13 protein-coding genes are annotated in these 16,220 nt (G+C 70.3%); 8 read left to right on the top strand and 5 right to left on the bottom strand.

What is annotated here, in order from left to right; genetic code table 11:
- Nucleotides 1–172: 172 nt before the first annotated feature.
- Entirely contained in the window at nt 173–511 is a 339-nt protein-coding gene (locus tag ACJMNC_RS08195) for a chorismate mutase (protein ID WP_408947454.1), read from the bottom strand.
- Nucleotides 512–585: 74 nt separating this feature from the next.
- Between ACJMNC_RS08195 and ACJMNC_RS08190 the strand changes: the two genes are divergently transcribed.
- Together ACJMNC_RS08190 and ACJMNC_RS08185 are read left to right on the top strand one after the other, a co-directional pair.
- A complete protein-coding gene (locus tag ACJMNC_RS08190; RefSeq protein ID WP_408947453.1) occupies nt 586–2,385 on the top strand; it encodes a hypothetical protein in 1,800 nt (599 codons plus the stop codon).
- Nucleotides 2,386–2,422: 37 nt separating this feature from the next.
- Complete coding sequence (locus ACJMNC_RS08185) at nt 2,423–4,861, top strand: UvrD-helicase domain-containing protein (RefSeq protein ID WP_408947452.1); 2,439 nt, start codon at nt 2,423–2,425, stop codon at nt 4,859–4,861.
- 126 nt (nt 4,862–4,987) lie between these two features.
- On the opposite strand, the gene ACJMNC_RS08180 is transcribed toward ACJMNC_RS08185, so the two are convergent.
- Nucleotides 4,988–6,139 (bottom strand): M23 family metallopeptidase, encoded by a 1,152-nt coding sequence (locus tag ACJMNC_RS08180; protein ID WP_408947451.1) that lies wholly within the window; start codon nt 6,137–6,139, stop codon nt 4,988–4,990.
- Nucleotides 6,140–6,420: 281 nt separating this feature from the next.
- Between ACJMNC_RS08180 and sucC the strand changes: the two genes are divergently transcribed.
- Nucleotides 6,421–7,584, top strand: a complete 1,164-nt coding sequence (sucC, locus tag ACJMNC_RS08175; protein ID WP_408947450.1) for an ADP-forming succinate--CoA ligase subunit beta — start codon at nt 6,421–6,423, stop codon at nt 7,582–7,584.
- A 13-nt stretch (nt 7,585–7,597) separates the two neighbouring features.
- Entirely contained in the window at nt 7,598–8,500 is a 903-nt protein-coding gene (gene sucD / locus ACJMNC_RS08170; protein WP_408947449.1) for a succinate--CoA ligase subunit alpha, read from the top strand.
- Nucleotides 8,501–8,586: 86 nt separating this feature from the next.
- Here the strand turns inward: sucD and fadD1 are convergent, their stop codons facing one another.
- From fadD1 to ACJMNC_RS08155, 3 genes are read right to left on the bottom strand one after another with little or no spacing between them, the layout of a single operon-like run.
- Nucleotides 8,587–10,161: a fatty-acid--CoA ligase FadD1 gene (gene fadD1 / locus ACJMNC_RS08165; RefSeq protein WP_408947448.1), complete on the bottom strand. Its 1,575-nt coding sequence runs from the start codon at nt 10,159–10,161 to the stop codon at nt 8,587–8,589.
- Between the two features lie 45 nt (nt 10,162–10,206).
- Nucleotides 10,207–11,193, bottom strand: a complete 987-nt coding sequence (locus tag ACJMNC_RS08160) for an amidohydrolase family protein (RefSeq protein WP_408947447.1) — start codon at nt 11,191–11,193, stop codon at nt 10,207–10,209.
- 43 nt (nt 11,194–11,236) lie between these two features.
- Nucleotides 11,237–11,869 (bottom strand): PaaI family thioesterase, encoded by a 633-nt coding sequence (locus ACJMNC_RS08155; RefSeq protein WP_408947446.1) that lies wholly within the window; start codon nt 11,867–11,869, stop codon nt 11,237–11,239.
- A 74-nt stretch (nt 11,870–11,943) separates the two neighbouring features.
- On the opposite strand from ACJMNC_RS08155, the gene ACJMNC_RS08150 reads away from it, so the two are divergent.
- The 4 genes from ACJMNC_RS08150 to ACJMNC_RS08135 all read left to right on the top strand — a co-directional run.
- Complete coding sequence (locus tag ACJMNC_RS08150) at nt 11,944–12,819, top strand: PaaI family thioesterase (RefSeq protein ID WP_408947445.1); 876 nt, start codon at nt 11,944–11,946, stop codon at nt 12,817–12,819.
- A 108-nt stretch (nt 12,820–12,927) separates the two neighbouring features.
- Entirely contained in the window at nt 12,928–13,716 is a 789-nt protein-coding gene (locus tag ACJMNC_RS08145; RefSeq protein WP_408947444.1) for a TIGR03084 family metal-binding protein, read from the top strand.
- 87 nt (nt 13,717–13,803) lie between these two features.
- Nucleotides 13,804–15,501, top strand: coding sequence for an acyclic terpene utilization AtuA family protein (locus ACJMNC_RS08140; protein ID WP_408947443.1), 1,698 nt, complete (start codon nt 13,804–13,806; stop codon nt 15,499–15,501).
- Between the two features lie 41 nt (nt 15,502–15,542).
- The coding region (locus tag ACJMNC_RS08135) for an acyl-CoA dehydrogenase family protein (RefSeq protein WP_408947442.1) at nt 15,543–16,220 on the top strand (678 nt) is incomplete at its 3' end.

The following is a 16,220-nucleotide window of genomic DNA, read 5'->3' as shown; positions in this document are numbered from 1 at the left end:
CCCCGACCTGGTCGACGAGGCCTCGCCGGCCCCGCTGCCAGATGCGTCGACCGATGAGCTGGTCCGCTGGTACCGGGCGCGCCGCGGCCGTACCCGCTGACCGGGGTCACACCCGTCCGTGGCGACGGCCGGGACCGTCGTGCCCGATCCGGCTCAGCCGGCGAGTGGGCGGTCAGCGACCGAGCGGTCCGCGGCCCAGCCGCAGCAGCAGCATGGCCAGCGTGTGCCCTTCGGAACCGCCGAGGGCGGAGAAGCGTTCGAGGACCTTCATCTCCCGGCTGTGCACCAGCCGGGGACCGCCGGCCGCCATCCGGGCGGCACCGATCTTCTTCGACACCGCCGACCGCCGCTGGATCGCGGCCAGAATCATCGCATCCATCCGGTCGATCTCGCCGCGCAGCGCGTCGATGTCGTCGGGCAGGTCACTCACATCGCTGCCGAGGTCGTACGCCGACAGATCGACGGCCGGCTCGTCGGCCGCCTCCCGGCCATGGGTTTCCTGCTCACTCACGGTTATCGATTCTGCCACGCCGGGATCACCCGGCCGAACGTCGTATGCCGCGGCTGGTGCGAGACACTGGGGCGATGGCCCGTCCCACCCGAACCACCGTCGCCGCGGCGACGCTGATCGTCGCCGCCCTGATCGTGCGGACGATCGTGGCCGCCCGGGGCGACTTCTACTGGGACGATCTGATCCTGATCGGCCGCAGCACCGACCATCCGGTCCTCAGCTGGGGCTACCTCGGTCACAGCCACGACGGTCACTTCATGCCCGGCGCCTTCCTGATCGCCGGGCTGAGTACGCTCGCGGCTCCGCTGCAGTGGTGGCTGCCGGCGCTGACGCTGGTGCTGCTGCAGCTGCTCGCCTCACTGGCGGTCTGGCGGATGATCACCGTGGTGGCCCCGCGGGCACCGCGCATCGGTCTGGCGGCGCTGGCCTGCTATCTGTTCGTCCCGATGACGCTGCCGGCGTTCACCTGGTGGTCGGCCGGCCTGAACAGTCTGCCGCTGCAGGCCGGCATGGCCGTGGTGGTGGCCGCCGCCGTGCTGCTGATGCGCCCCGACGTTCCCGCCGCCCGCCGTCGCCGGCTGGTCGCCGGGGCGCTGGCGGCGTTCGTCCTCGCCCTCCTCTTCTTCGAGAAGTCGCTGCTCATCGCGCCGGTGGCGGTGGCCGCCGCCCTGCTGGCGGTGCACCTGGACCGGCAGCGGCCCGACGCCGGGAGCGCACCGCTGCTGTCGGTGTGCTGGCGGCGGGGCCGGGCGCTGTGGCTGCCGCTGCTGCTGATCTTCCTGGCCTGGGCGGTGCTGTACCTGGCCTTCTCCGGGGTCACCGCCGGCGATCACACCCTGAGCCAGACCGCGGCGCTGGTGTGGCGGAGCGTGCACGAGGGGATCGTGCCGGCGCTGGCCGGCGGGCCCTGGTTCTGGGACCGCTGGATTCCGTCGCCGCCTATGGGGATGCCGCCGGCCGCCTTGATCGCGGTGGGCTGGGTCCTGGCGATCGGCGCGGTGGCGCTGGCCGTGCGCCGCCGCCGCGGCGCCGGCGCGGTGTGGGTGTGCGCGGTGGTGTACGCGATCGGTGCGCAGCTGCCGGTGATGTGGAACCGGTCCAGTGCCGGCACCGCGCTCGAGCTGGCGCAGACTCTGCGCTATCTGCCCGACACCGCTCTGGTGCTGGCCCTGGCGATCGCCTTCACCGGTGCCGCCCCGGCGCGCACCGCGGCGGCCCCCGCCCGCCCGCGGATCCGGCAGGGCGTGGGCGTCCTGGTAATGCTCACACTGATCGCATCGTCGCTGGCGAGCACGGCCACCTTCTCCCGGTCGTGGCGCGACGACCCCACCGGCGCCTACCTGTCCACCGCCGCCGGCGAACTGTCCGCGCACCCCGGCCTGGTCATGTTCGACCAGCCGGTGCCGCTGGAGGTGCTCAGCCCGATGGCGTACCCGTACAACCAGATCAGCCGGGTCTTCGGGCGGCTGCCGCAGCGGCCGCGCTTCGGCCGGCACACCGACGAGCTGTGGGTGCTCGACAGCAACGGCCGGCTGGTGCCCGGGGCGGTCTCGCCGGTGCGTGAGATTCCCGCCGGGCCCGGCTCGTGCGGGCGGCCGCCCGACGGCCCGGCGGAGTTGACCCTGTCCGGTCAGGTGATCGAGTGGACCTGGACGGTGGGCCTGAGCTACTGCGCCGACCGCTCCGGTGAGATCGCGGTGCGGCTGGGCCGCGACCAACTGCAGGTGCCGGTCCAGGCCGGCTTGCATTCGCTCTACGTGCAGCTGTCCGGGCGCGGCCAGACGCTCGAACTCACCCCGCTCACCCCGGGGCTGGCCCTGCACACCGGGGCCGGCCGGGTGGGCGAGCCGATCGTCGGCGCCTTCGCACCTTAGGCGGGCTGTCGGGGGCGCGCGGTAGATTGGACGAGCGATGACGACGACGACTGATCAGCTCCTGGACGGCCTCAACCCGCAGCAGCGCGCCGCAGTGCTGCACACCGGCGGACCGCTGCTGATCGTGGCCGGGGCCGGCAGCGGCAAGACGGCGGTCCTGACCCGCCGCATCGCCTACCTGCTGGCCGCCCGCGACGTCTCCCCGGCCCAGATCCTGGCCATCACCTTCACCAACAAGGCCGCCGCCGAGATGCGTGAACGCGTCATCGAGCTGGTGGGTCCGCGCGGCGCCTACATGTGGGTGTCCACCTTCCACTCCACCTGCGTGCGGATCCTGCGCGCCCAGTCCGCACTGCTCGGCCGCCGCAACTCCAACTTCTCCATCTACGACGCCGACGATTCGCGCCGCCTGCTCGGGATGATCGTGCGCGACCTGGACCTCGACCCCAAGAAGTTCAGCCCGCGCGGCGTGGGCACGGTGATCTCCAACTACAAGAACGAGCTCATCGATCCGGAGGAGGCCGCCGCGCAGGTGGCGGCCGACGGCGACGGTGAGACCGGTGGACCGGCCGCCGAAGCCATCGTGCGCATCTACGACGAGTACCAGCGACGGCTGGCCGCGGCCAATGCCTTCGACTTCGACGATCTGATCGGCGAGACCGTCGCGCTGCTGCAACGACATCCGCAGGTGGCGCAGTACTACCGGCGGCGCTTCCGGCACGTGCTGATCGACGAGTACCAGGACACCAACCACGCGCAGTATGTGCTGGTGCGCGAACTGGTCGGCGAAGAGCCGGACGACGACGGTCTCACCCCGTCGGAACTGTGCGTGGTGGGTGACGCCGACCAGTCCATCTACGCTTTCCGCGGGGCCACCATCCGCAACATCGAGGAGTTCGAGCGGGACTATCCGGACGCGGAAACCATTCTGCTGGAACAGAACTACCGCTCCACCCAGACCATCCTGGAGGCGGCGAACGCCGTCATCGCGCGCAACCCCAACCGGCGCGAGAAGAAGCTGTGGACGGACACCGGCGACGGCGACCTGATCGTCGGCTACGTGGCCGACTCCGATCGCGACGAGGCGCAGTTCATCGCCCGCCAGATCGAGGAACTCGTCGACACCTCGGTGGGCGGTCCGGCCAAGGCCGGCTACGGCGACATCGCCGTCTTCTACCGCACCAACACCGGCTCGCGGCCCATCGAAGAGGTCTTCGTCCGGCACGGCATCCCGTACAAGGTGGTCGGCGGCACCAAGTTCTACGAACGCAGAGAGGTGCGCGACATCGTCGCCTACCTGCGGGTGGTGGCCAACCCCGACGATTCGGTGAGTCTGCGGCGCATCCTCAACACCCCGCGCCGCGGTATCGGCGCCCGCGCCGAGGCCTGCGTGGCGGTGCACGCCGAGAATCTGGGCGTGAGCTTCTATCAGGCGCTGCTCGACGCCGCGGCCGGCACCGTGGCGCTGCTGAACACCCGGGCCGTCAAACAGATCAGCGGCTTCGTCGACCTCATCGAGGGGCTGCGCCGGGACTATCTGCTGGCCTTCGCCGACGAGCCCGGCGAGGGGGAGACCGCGGTCGCCGACGCCTCGACCGAGGGGGCCGACATCGGTGAACTGGTCGAGGCCATCGTCGACCGCACCGGCTATCGGGCCGAACTCGAGGCGTCCAACGATCCGCAGGACGGGGCCCGGCTGGACAACATCAACGAACTGGTGGCCGTGGCTCAGGACTTCAGTCTCGAAGCCGCACAGCGGGAGGATGAGGACGCCTCCGCAGATCCGGATGCGCCGGCACCCGCCGAGGAGGGCGAGGCCGAACCCGGTTCGCTCACCGCCTTCCTGGAGAAGGTCTCGCTGGTCGCCGATGCCGACCAGCTGCCCGAGGACGACGAGGGCGTGGTCACCCTGATGACGCTGCACACGGCGAAGGGTCTGGAGTTCCCGATCGTCTTCGTCACCGGCTGGGAGGACGGCCAGTTCCCGCATATGCGGGCCCTCGGCGATCCGGACGAGCTCAATGAGGAGCGACGGCTCGCGTACGTGGGCATCACCCGCGCCCGGCGCAGGCTGTTCGTCACCAGGGCGCTGACCCGAGCTTCCTGGGGGCAGCCGGTGGCGAACCCGGAATCACGCTTCCTGCAAGAGATCCCGCAGCATCTGATCGAATGGCATCGCACCGAGCCCAGGCGGAGCGAACGCGGCTTCGGATCCTCGCCGGGATCGTCCTTCGGATCGTCGTTCGGAAAGTCCTCGGGCGCTTTCGGTTTCGGCTCGTCCGGAGCCGGACGGTCGCGGAACACGATGGAGCACTACGAGATCGGCGACCGCATCAACCACCCCAAGTACGGGATGGGCAAGGCCGTGGCGAAGCAGGGAGCAGGTCCCACCGAACAGATCACCTTCGATTTCGGCGGCAACGTCGGCCGGGTCACCCTGCTCACTCTCGGGGGACTGCCCGGCGAGAAACTGTGATCGACGGGGCGTGATCGGCTAACCGGTGCGGAGGCCGACGGTCGCAGCGGTCAGGCGATGCGCCCGCTCGACGAGTCCGGCCGGGCGGCCAGATAGGTGATCCCGGCGGGGGGGATGCCGGGGGAGTTATCCCGTGTACGCCTTGAGGCGGATGCCCTTGGAAGCCAGCCACGGCGCCGGATCGGTCTTCATGCCGTGCTTCCAGACTTCGAGGTGCACGTGCGGGCCGGTGGAGAAGCCCTCGGAGCCGACCAGGGCGATCACATCACCGGCGGTGACCTTCTGGCCCTCGTGCACCAGCACCCCCGAGGAGGCCATGTGGCCGTACATGACGATGGTGCCGTCGGACATCTTCACCTGTACCCAGTTGCCGTAGCCGGAGGCGGGCCCGGCCTCGACCACCACGCCGTCGGAGACCGAGTGGATGGGGGTGCCCAGCGGGGCGGCCAGATCCAGGCCGCCGTGGAAGCTGCCCCAGCGGCCGCCGAAACCGGAGGTGAACGAATAGTTGCCGGTGAGCGGGGGTGAGAACAGCGGAGCCTTCTTGGCGTTCTCGGCGGCCTTGCGCTGCGCGGCGAGGGTCTTGCCCGCGGACAGCTGGGAGGTGAACCCGCTCATGTCGGCCCGGCTGTCGGCCGCGGTCACGCCGCCGCCGATGTCGGTGCTGCCGGCAGCCAGGGCGGGGGTGGGCGCCTGCGCGGGGCTCTGAGCGGGCGCCTGTGCGGCGGTCCCGTCGTCGGACACCGAACCGCTGATCGCCACGGCGCCGGCTCCGGCGGCCACGGCCACCAGGGCGGCGCGGGTGCGGATCGCGGCGGGCGGAGAGACGGCGTGCTTGGCGCGCTTGCCGCCGCGGGGCTTGGTGGGGACCGGAGGTTCCTCCGGCGTGGTGGCCTCGATCTCGGCCTCGCCGGCCGTGGCCGTCCCGGTCAGTTCCCCGGCCGTGACCACCACGGGGGTGTCCAGGGTGGTCTCGGCGGCGCCGACCCGTTCGGTGAGGTCTTTGACGGTCAGCATCGGGGTGCTCGAAGTCCGGGTGCCCGAGCTCTGGGCGATCGACACCCGGGCCGCCGGGTCGTGGGCGGCGGCCGTGCGACGGACGGCGGACTCGGTGGCCGAGCGCTGCGCACTCAGGCCCACCCGGACCGACCGCGGCGGGACCGGGAAGTCGCGGGTGGCCGCGGCGGAGACTCCGGCGGCATCGACGGTTCCGGCCGCGCTCCCGGAGCGGGTGCTGCCGGCGTTCGCTGAGACCCGGGAGTCGCTGCGTACGGACAAGTCGTTCACCTTCGATCGTGCAGATGGTCGTGACCATCTTGTTACCAACCTCATGAACGGTAGCGAAAGCACCGGTGATCCGTCCACCTTTCGGGGGACTCCACAGTTCCGAAGTGGCGCACACAACGGCCTGACCGGCGAGTAACAACATGACGCGCCGGGCAGTGAGATGGCGCACAACGGGGAGGGTGTCGACTGCCCGGATCACGATGAGACTAAAGTCCGATGCGGCCCGCTTTACCCGAGCGGGCGTTCCGCAACACATCAGATGGTGAGCTTGAATGGATCTCTTCGAATACCAGGCGAAGGAACTGTTCGCCAAGCATGGGGTACCCACCACACCGGGCCGGGTGACCGATACCGCAGCCGACGCACGGGCAATCGCCGAGGAGATCGGCAAGCCTGTGATGATCAAGGCTCAGGTCAAGGTCGGCGGGCGTGGCAAGGCCGGCGGCGTGAAGTTCTCCGCCAACCCCGACGAGGCGCAGACCAACGCCGACAACATCCTCGGTCTGGACATCAAGGGCCACATCGTCAAGAAGCTTCTGGTCGCCGAGGCCAGTGACATCGCCGAGGAGTACTACATCTCCTTCCTGCTCGATCGCGCCAACCGCACCTACCTGGCCATGTGCTCGGTGGAAGGCGGCATGGAGATCGAAGAGGTCGCGGCGACCAAGCCCGATCGTCTCGCGAAGGTGCCCGTCGACGCCGTCAAGGGCGTCGACCTGGCGACCGCGCGCAGTATCGCCGAGCAGGGCCACCTGCCGGCCGAGGTCCTCGACGCCGCGGCCGTGACCATCGCCAAGCTGTGGGAGGTCTTCGTCGCCGAAGACGCCACCCTGGTGGAGGTCAACCCGCTGGTGCGCACCCCCGACGATCAGATCCTCGCCCTCGACGGCAAGGTGACGCTCGACGAGAACGCCGACTTCCGCCAGCCCGGTCACGCTGAGTTCGAGGACAAGGACGCGACCGATCCGCTCGAGCTCAAGGCCAAGGAGAACGACCTCAACTACGTCAAGCTCGACGGCCAGGTCGGCATCATCGGCAACGGCGCGGGCCTGGTCATGTCCACCCTGGACGTGGTCGCCTACGCCGGCGAGAACCACGGCGGCGTCAAGCCGGCCAACTTCCTCGACATCGGCGGCGGCGCCTCGGCCGAGGTCATGGCCGCCGGTCTCGACGTCATCCTGGGCGACGAGCAGGTCAAGAGCGTGTTCGTGAACGTCTTCGGCGGCATCACCGCCTGTGACGCGGTGGCCAACGGCATCGTCGGCGCCCTGGGCAAGCTCGGCGACGCGGCCAGCAAGCCGCTCGTCGTCCGGCTCGACGGCAACAAGGTGGAGGAGGGCCGGAAGATCCTGGCCGACGCCAACCACCCGCTGGTCACGCTGGCACAGACCATGGACGAAGGCGCCGACAAGGCCGCCGAACTGGCGAGCAAGTAAGGGAGCCGCACCAATGTCGATCTACCTCAACAAGAGCAACAAGGTCATCGTCCAGGGCATCACCGGCGGCGAGGGCACCAAGCACACCGCCCTGATGCTCAAGGCCGGCACCAACGTCGTCGGCGGCGTGAACGCCCGCAAGGCCGGCACCACGGTGAGCCACGTCGACGCCGACGGCAACTCCGTCGAACTGCCGGTCTTCGGCAGCGTCGCCGAGGCGATGGAGAAGACCGGGGCCGACACCTCGATCGCCTTCGTCCCGCCGGCCTTCTCCAAGGACGCCATCATCGAGGCCATCGACGCGGAGATCCCGCTGCTGGTGGTCATCACCGAGGGCATTCCGGTGCAGGACTCCGCCTACGCCTGGGCCTACAACGTCGACAAGGGCGCCAAGACCCGGATCATCGGCCCCAACTGCCCCGGCATCATCACCCCGGGCGAGTCGCTGGTGGGCATCACCCCGGCCAACATCACCGGCAAGGGCCCCATCGGTCTGGTCTCCAAGTCGGGCACCCTGACCTACCAGATGATGTACGAGCTGCGTGACCTCGGCTTCTCCACCGCTATCGGCATCGGCGGCGACCCGGTCATCGGCACCACCCACATCGACGCGATCGAGGCCTTCGAGAAGGATCCGGAGACCAAGGTGATCGTGATGATCGGTGAGATCGGCGGCGACGCCGAGGAGCGGGCCGCGGACTACGTCAAGGCCAACGTCACCAAGCCGGTCGTCGGCTACGTGGCCGGCTTCACCGCCCCGGAGGGCAAGACCATGGGCCACGCCGGCGCCATCGTCTCGGGCAGCTCCGGCACCGCGCAGGCCAAGAAGGAGGCCCTCGAGGCCGCGGGCGTGAAGGTCGGCAAGACGCCGAGCGAGACCGCCCGCCTCGCACGCGAGCTCCTCGAAGCGCTCTGACCTTCCCGTAGCGACGCGCAACGGCGCCCCGGCCCCTGCAGGGCCGGGGCGCCGTCGTCGTCGGAGGTCGGTCCGGCGTCGGATCCTCAGAGCGGGTGGTACTCGCGCGAGCGCGGCTCGCGTGCCCACAGCAGATCCTCGCCGGCCTGCAGTCCCTCGGATTTGAGCTGACGCTTGAGGATCTTGTTGGTCGCGGTGGTCGGCAGATCGTCGGCGATCCGGACGTGGCGCGGCCACGCCTTCGGTGACAGATCGGGCTGTGCGGCAAGGAATTCGGTGAGCTCGTCGGGGGTCAGTGAGGTCTCGTCGCGCAGCACCATCGATGCCATCACCGCGTCGCCGACGGTCTCGTCGGGGACGGCGTAGACCGCCACCCGGCTGATCGCCGGATGACGCTCGAGGATGCGTTCGATGGGTGCGGCGGCCATGTTCTCGCCGTCCACCCGCAGCCAGTCGCCGCTGCGGCCGGCCAGGTAGATCCAGCCGTCGGCATCCCGGTACGCCAGATCGCCCGACCAGTACATGCCGTCGTGCAGTCGCTCGGCGGTGGCCGCCGGGTCGTTGTGATAGCCGTTGAACAGGCCGCCGCCCTCGGTGTTGACCAGCTCGCCGACGGCCTCGGCGGCGTTGATCAGCGCGCCGTTCTCGTCGAACTCGGCGACGGCGCATTCGGTGATCGTGGCCGGGTCGTAGATGGCCACTTCGGGGAAGCCCTTGCCGATGGAGCCGTCCGGGGTGCCCGGCTCGCGGGTGATGATCACCGCGAGTTCGGTGGAGCCGTAGCCGTCCCAGACGTCGCACCCGAAGCGGCGGCTGAACTCGTCGATGTCCCGGGTGGCGGCCTCGTTCCCGAAGGCGGCGCGCAGAGTGGTGTCGGCGTCGTCGGGCCGCTCCGGGGTGGCCAGGATGTAGGCCAGCGGTTTGCCGACGTAGTGCAGGTAGGTCACGCCGAAGCGGCGCACATCGTCGAGGAAGGTCGACGCGGAGAACCGCGCCGGCACCATCGCGGCCCCGGAGATCAGGGCGACGCAGTACCCGCCGAGAAGGGCCGCTGAGTGGAACAGCGGCATCGACAGATAGCAGATGTCGTCGGAGGTCACCGAGAACTTCTCCACCAGAGTGGGCCCGGCGAACGGAATCATCATGTGCGCGAAGCGAACCGGCTTCGGATTTCCGCTGGTGCCCGAGGTGAAGATCAGCATGAACGGATCGAGCGGACCGGGCACCGAGTGCGGAACGAGCTCGCCGGCCTGAGCCAGGCGCTGCGCCCACTCGGCCGACGAGGTGTTGACCACGCGCACACCGCTCAGGTCCAGTCCGTCGAGCAGCGGCAGGTGCTCGTCGTCGGTCAGCACGAGCTGGCATTCGGATCGGGCGATGTCGTCGGCGAGGGCCTGTCCCCGCCGGGTGTTGTTCAGGCCCACCGTCACGTAGCCGCCGAGGGCGCCGGCGGCCAGGGCGATGAGCATGGTGGGGCCGTTGGCGAGCAGGGTGCCGATGTGCATCGGGCGGGCGGAGTCGGCGTCGGCGAGGACGGTGGCGGCGCTGCGGCGGGCGGCGTCGATGTACTCGCGCCAGGTCCACCGCCCGTCGTCGGTGATGATCGCGGGGTTGTCGTCGTCGCTGCGCTCGGCGAGAAGCTGTGTCACGGTGTCGGCCATGTCACCGAGACTAGAACACGTTTCAGTTTGCTGCGCGGGGAACGGTCATCCCTGCGTGTGCGGGCTCCCGGGGAGGCCGAAGAGGGCGGCGGCGTTGTCGTGGCACACCGCGCGCAACCAATCCGGTCCCAGGTCCAGCCGGGCGCATGCGTCCAGTGCGTGCCGGTACGAGTAGGGGATGTTCGGGAAGTCGCTGCCGAAGAGGATCTTGTGTCCCAGAGCGCGCACCCGGGGCAGCAGCTCGCGGGGATACGGCGCCGACTCCTCGGAGAAGTCGGTGAAACTCATCGTGGTGTCCAGGCGCACGTTCTCGAACTCCTCGGCCAGGTCGAGGAAGTCGGCGTACTCGGGGGTGCCCATATGTGCGACGATCAGCGGCAGCCGCGGGAACTCCGCGAGCACCCGGCGCACCGGCTCGGGGCCGGTGTACCGCCCCGGGGCCGGGCCGGAGCCGCAGTGGATGACCACCGGAATCTGTGCCTGCTCGAGCTGTGCCCAGACACCGGTCAGCAGCGGATCGTCGGGGGAGTAGTCGCCGACCTGTATGTGCGACTTGAAGATCCGGGCCCCGGCCGCGATGGCCTGGGCCACGTACTGCTCGGCGCCGGGTTCGGGGTAGAAGGTGGCCGTCTGCAGGCAGTCCGGGTGTGCGGCGGCGAAGCCGGCCGCCCAGGAGTTGAGCCAGGCGGCCATCTCCGGCTTGTGCGGATAGATCATCGACGAGAAGGCCAGCACTCCGAAGTCGCGGAGCGCGGCGACCCGTCGTTCCTCCTCGGCCCGGTAGGTGATCGGCCACTCGCGGCCGAGCATCGGCCCCGCGGAATCGAAGTACGCCCACACCTTGTTCAGCACCCGGGCCGGCATGAAGTGGGTGTGCACGTCGATCAGACCCGGCAGGCCGAGCTCGTCGGCGAAGGCCCGGACTCGGGCGGCCTCGGCGGTGCTGAAGGGTTCGGCATCCGCAGGCGCGGGGTTCTGGGCTGGGGGGTTGAGGGGCGTGGGAGCCTCATCGCCGGTCCCGGTGGCGCACATGACGGCGGACCTCCATCCTGTCTCGACGGCTGCTGCCCGGACTCTACTCGGTGGGCAGCTCGAATCCCCTGGGGGCGATCATGATCGCCTCCGCCTGCACGGCGACCCCGTCGGCGTCGGCCAGGGTGGCGCCGACGAAGGTCTTGCGGCCCTCCCGCCGGGTCACCTCGGCACGGCCGCGCAGCGGGGCGTTCAGCGGCAGCGGGTGCAGGTACTTGACGGTCAGGGTGCCGGTGAAACTGGGCACGCCCTCCACCGCGGCGGCCTCTCCGCACAGCTGGTCGAGCAGCATCGCCGCGACCCCGCCGTGGACGCAGCCGCCGGGGCCCTCGTAGGCGGCGCCGAGAGTCATCCGGCAGTGCGCGATCCCGCCGGCCTCCTGGTCGATGCGCAGCGGAGGAGCGAGCGCGTTGCGGGCGCCCACAACGGCGTTGCCCCACGGCATGCCGACGAACTCGGGTGTGAACGGGGTTCCGAAGGAGCCCTCCCGCTGCTGCGTGCGCAGCGTCGCGGTCACCTCCTCGATCCGTCCGCGAGCGGCGCTGAGCGCCTCGTCGTCGACGGTGCTGCGGATGACCGCATCGACCAGATCGCGGACGGCATCGGTGAGCGGCTCGACCACGGCGAGCCGCCGGTCGATCTCCTCCTGGGTGATGTCTTCGACACGGAAGTCCATCAACCGACCCTAACCGCGGCGGCGGCACCGGCCCGCCGGTACCCCGGCGAAGCGGCACTGAAAGACTGACGGTCATGAGCAGTCACCTTCCCGCCGACCCGTTCGAAGCCTTCTCCGTGGGACGCACGCCGGGATCGGCCCTGGCCGAGATGGTGCAGAAGCTCGGATCGGGGCTGACCGACCATCGCGGACTGATCGACCTGCCGGCGCTGACGGTGCTCTTCGACGACATCGGCGGCGTCGCCTTCTACACCGCCGCGCCAGAGTCGTCCATGCAGGCCCGGCTGTCGATGTCCATGCTCGACCGGCCCGAGACCGACGAGGTGCTCGAGGCGACCGCCCGGCTGCGGATGACCTCCCCGGGCTACGGGCTGACGGCGGTGGACATCGCCGGCCGGGACGGGCGCCTGCTGTGCACCGGCTCGGCCCGCAACGTGCGGGTGGGCCGGTCGGTGGAGAACGAGGCCGAGCACTTCGACCTGGCCGAGCCGGTGCCCGCCGATCAGCTGCCGGCTGTCGCCGCACCCGATCCGGCGCTGCCGGGCCGGACGGTGATCGAGGCGATCGCCGCCGGGGAACTGCCGGCCGGCCGGATCGCCGAGCTGCTGGGCATGCGCCTGCAGATCGTCGACGACGCTCCGGAGGTGCACTGCGCCACCGCGCCGTGGGAGGGAAATGTCATGGGCACCATGCACGGCGGGGTGATCGCCGCGGCTGTGGCCCAGGGCATCTCGTTCGGCGCGCAGTGGCACACCCGTCCCGGTGCCGGCTATCAGCTCGTCGACTTCACCATCGACTTCCTGCGTTCCCCGGCCGTGGACGGCCGTGAGGTGACGGTGCGGATCACCCCGATCAAGCTGGGCCGGCGCCTGTCGCTCTTCGCCGCCGATCTCTACGACGGTTCGCTGCTGCTGGCGCACGCCACCGCCGGAGCCCGATTCGACGTCTGACCGGTCCGGCGATCACCGGCGGTACCGCGCGGCCGCCGTCTCCGCAATAAACAATCATTCATGCTTGATTTCTTTAAGGGTCTGTGTGAGGCTCGACCTGTGAGCCTGATGACCGACCTCCTGGCAGATCTCGACGCCGAGTCCGCCGCTCTGGACGCGATGGTGGCCGGCCTGGACGCCCGGCAGTGGGCCACGCCGACACCGGCGGTGGGCTGGACCGTTGCACATCAGATCGGCCACCTGCTGTGGACCGACCGGATGGCGGCGCTCTCCGCCGCCCGCCCCGACCAGTTCACCACCGCCATCGACAAGGTGCTGGCCGGCGACGACGTGGAGCGCTACGTCGACACCGCGGCCGCTGCGGAGGCGGCGCGCCCCCAGGACGGGGTGATGGCCGATTGGCGGGCCACCCGCGCCGAACTCGCCGAGGCCCTGGCGGCCGTCCCCGACGGGGTCAAGCTGCCCTGGTTCGGGCCCCCGATGTCGGCGGCCTCGATGGTCTCGGCACGGTTGATGGAGACCTGGGCGCACGGCCTGGACGTGGCCGACGCCCTGGGCATCGAGCGCGCCGACAGCGACCGGATCCGGGCGGTGGTGCACCTGGCGGTGCGGACCCGCGACTTCGCCTACCTGGTCAACGGACTCACGCCGCCGGCCGCGCCGTTCCGCTACGAGATCACCGCACCGTCCGGACGACTCTGGACCTGGGGTCCCGACGATGCCCCGGACGTGGTGCGCGGACCGGCCGTCGACCTCTGTGCGCTGGCCACCCAGCGCCGGAACCTCGCCGACCTGCAGCTGACCCTGATCGGCGACGAGACCGTCCGCTGGGCCGGGATCGCCCAATGCTTCGCCGGCCCGCCCGGCGGCGGCCGCCCGCCCGCGGCGCAGCTCTGACCGTCCCGGGCGGCCCGGCCCTGGCCGACCCGCCCCATCGCACTCCCCGCATCCACATCCGCCGGCCACCGCCGCACAGGAGGAACCATGACCCAGGCAGTACGGATAGGCAACGCCTCAGGCTTCTACGGCGACCGCTTCAGCGCGGTGCGCGAGATGCTCGAAGGCGGTGACCTGGACTACCTCACCGGCGACTATCTGGCCGAGCTGACCATGCTCATCCTGGGCCGCGACAAGATGAAGAACCCGTCCGGCGGCTACGCCAAGACCTTCCTGCGCCAGATGAAGGAGAATCTGGCGCTGGCCCTGGACCGCGACGTCAAGATCGTCACCAACGCCGGTGGACTCAACCCGCACGGGCTGGCCGTGGCCCTGCGTGAACTCGCCGCCGAACTGAACGTCGACGCCCAGATCGCCTTCGTCGCCGGTGACGATCTCTCCGAGCGCGCCCAGCAGCTCGGCCTGGGGAATCCACTGACCGCCAACGCCTATCTCGGGGCCTTCGGTATCAAGAAGGCACTCGACGCCGGGGCCGACGTGGTGGTGACCGGCCGGGTCACCGACGCCTCGCTCACCGTGGGGCCGGCCGCCTCTGCCTTCGACTGGAGCTACCGCGACCTCGACCGGCTGGCCGGGGCGGTGATCGCCGGGCACGTGATCGAATGCGGGGCCCAGGCCACCGGCGGAAACTACTCTTTCTTCACCGAGATCCCCATGGGCCACTTGGGATTCCCGATCGCCGAGGTGGCCGAGGACGGCTCGTCGGTGATCACCAAGCACGCGGGGACCGGCGGTGCGGTGACCGTGGGCACCGTCACCTCGCAGCTGTTGTACGAGGTGGGCGGGCCACGCTACCTGAACCCGGATGTGACCGCCCGGCTCGACTCGGTGACGTTGAGCCAGGCCGGACCCGACCGGGTGGCCGTCTCGGCCGCGGTCGGCGAGAACCCGCCCGACACGGTGAAGGTCTCGCTGAACCACCTGGCCGGCATCCGAAACGAGGTCGGGGTGATCCTGACCGGCCTGAACATCGAGGAGAAGGCCGAGCTGTTCAAGCAGCAGTTCCTGGCCGCCCTGCCGGCCCAGCCGGCCGACCTGACCTGGGATCTGGCCCGCCTCGACCAGGCCGACGCCGACACCGAGGAACAGGCCAGTGCCATCCTGCACTGCGTGGCCCGCGACACCGATCCGGCGGTGGTGGGCCGGCCGTTCTCGTCGGCCGCGGTGGAGCTGGCGCTGGCGAGCTTCCCCGGCTTCTCGCTCACCGCGCCTCCGGGAAACGGCTCCCCGTACGGCGTCTTCGAGCCCGGCTACGTCGATGCCGCCGTGCCCGAACACGTGGTGGTCCAGCCGCACGGGGTCTCGGTGCGGATCGAGCCGTCACCGCTGCGCGCCGAGCCGGTCGCCGACGTCGACGATCCGGCACCCGCACCGGCCGACTGGGGGCCGGTCACCGACCTGCCGCTGGGCACCCTGATCGGCGCCCGCAGCGGCGACAAGGGCGGCAGCGCCAACGTGGGGTTGTGGGCCCGCAGCGACGACGAATACGCCTGGCTGGACGCGCTGCTGACCGTCGAGAAGCTCAAGGAACTGCTGCCCGAGACCGCCGGACTGACCGTCCACCGCTACCGGCTGCCCAACCTGCGGGCGATCAACTTCGTCATCGAGGGCCTCCTCGGCCGCGGCGTCGCCGAGAACGTGCGCTTCGATCCGCAGGCCAAGGGTCTGGCCGAATGGCTGCGCTCCCGCCTGGTCCCGGTGCCCGACCGCTTCCTGCCCGCCTGAGCACCGGGCCGACCGACTTCACCGACGACGAGAGGACCCTCATGCCCATCGCCTCCGAACTCTGGGACAGCCCGCAGCGGCGCGATCTGCGAGCCATGATCGGCGACTTCACCGAACGGCACATCCTGCCGTTCCAGGACCAGTGGGAGCGGGAAGGACTCATCCCGCGCGAAACCCACCGGGCCGCAGCCGAACTCGGCCTGTACGGGCTGGGCGTCCCGGAAGCCGTCGGCGGTTCCGGCGGCGACCTGGTGGACGCGACCATCCTGTGCGAGGAGTTGCACTACCGCGGCGCCGCCGGCGGCGTCTTCGCCTCGCTGTTCACCAACGGCATCGCCCTGCCGCACCTGATCTCCGCCGGCGATCCGGTGCAGATCGACACCTGGGTGCGGCCCACCCTGGCCGGCGAGAAGATCGGCAGTCTGGCCATCACCGAACCCGGCGGCGGCAGCGACGTGGGTCATCTGCGCACCAGCGCCGTCCGCGACGGCGACCACTACATCGTCAACGGCGCGAAGACCTTCATCACCTCGGCCGTGCGCGCCGACTTCGTGGTGACGGCGGTGCGCACCGGCGGCCCCGGCGCCGCCGGCGTCTCGCTGCTGGTGATCGACAAGGGCACCCCCGGCTGCACCGTGGCCCGCAAGCTCGAGAAGATGGGCTGGCTCTCGTCGGACACCGCCGAACTGTCCTTCGCTCGGTCGGGTCGAAGAGCTCGA

It is taken from the genome of Gordonia sp. VNK21, from assembly GCF_046098115.1.
Classification (GTDB): Bacteria; Actinomycetota; Actinomycetes; order Mycobacteriales; family Mycobacteriaceae; genus Gordonia.
The sequence above is the reverse complement of the archived record's forward strand: the minus strand, read 5'-3'. Positions and strand labels throughout refer to the sequence as shown.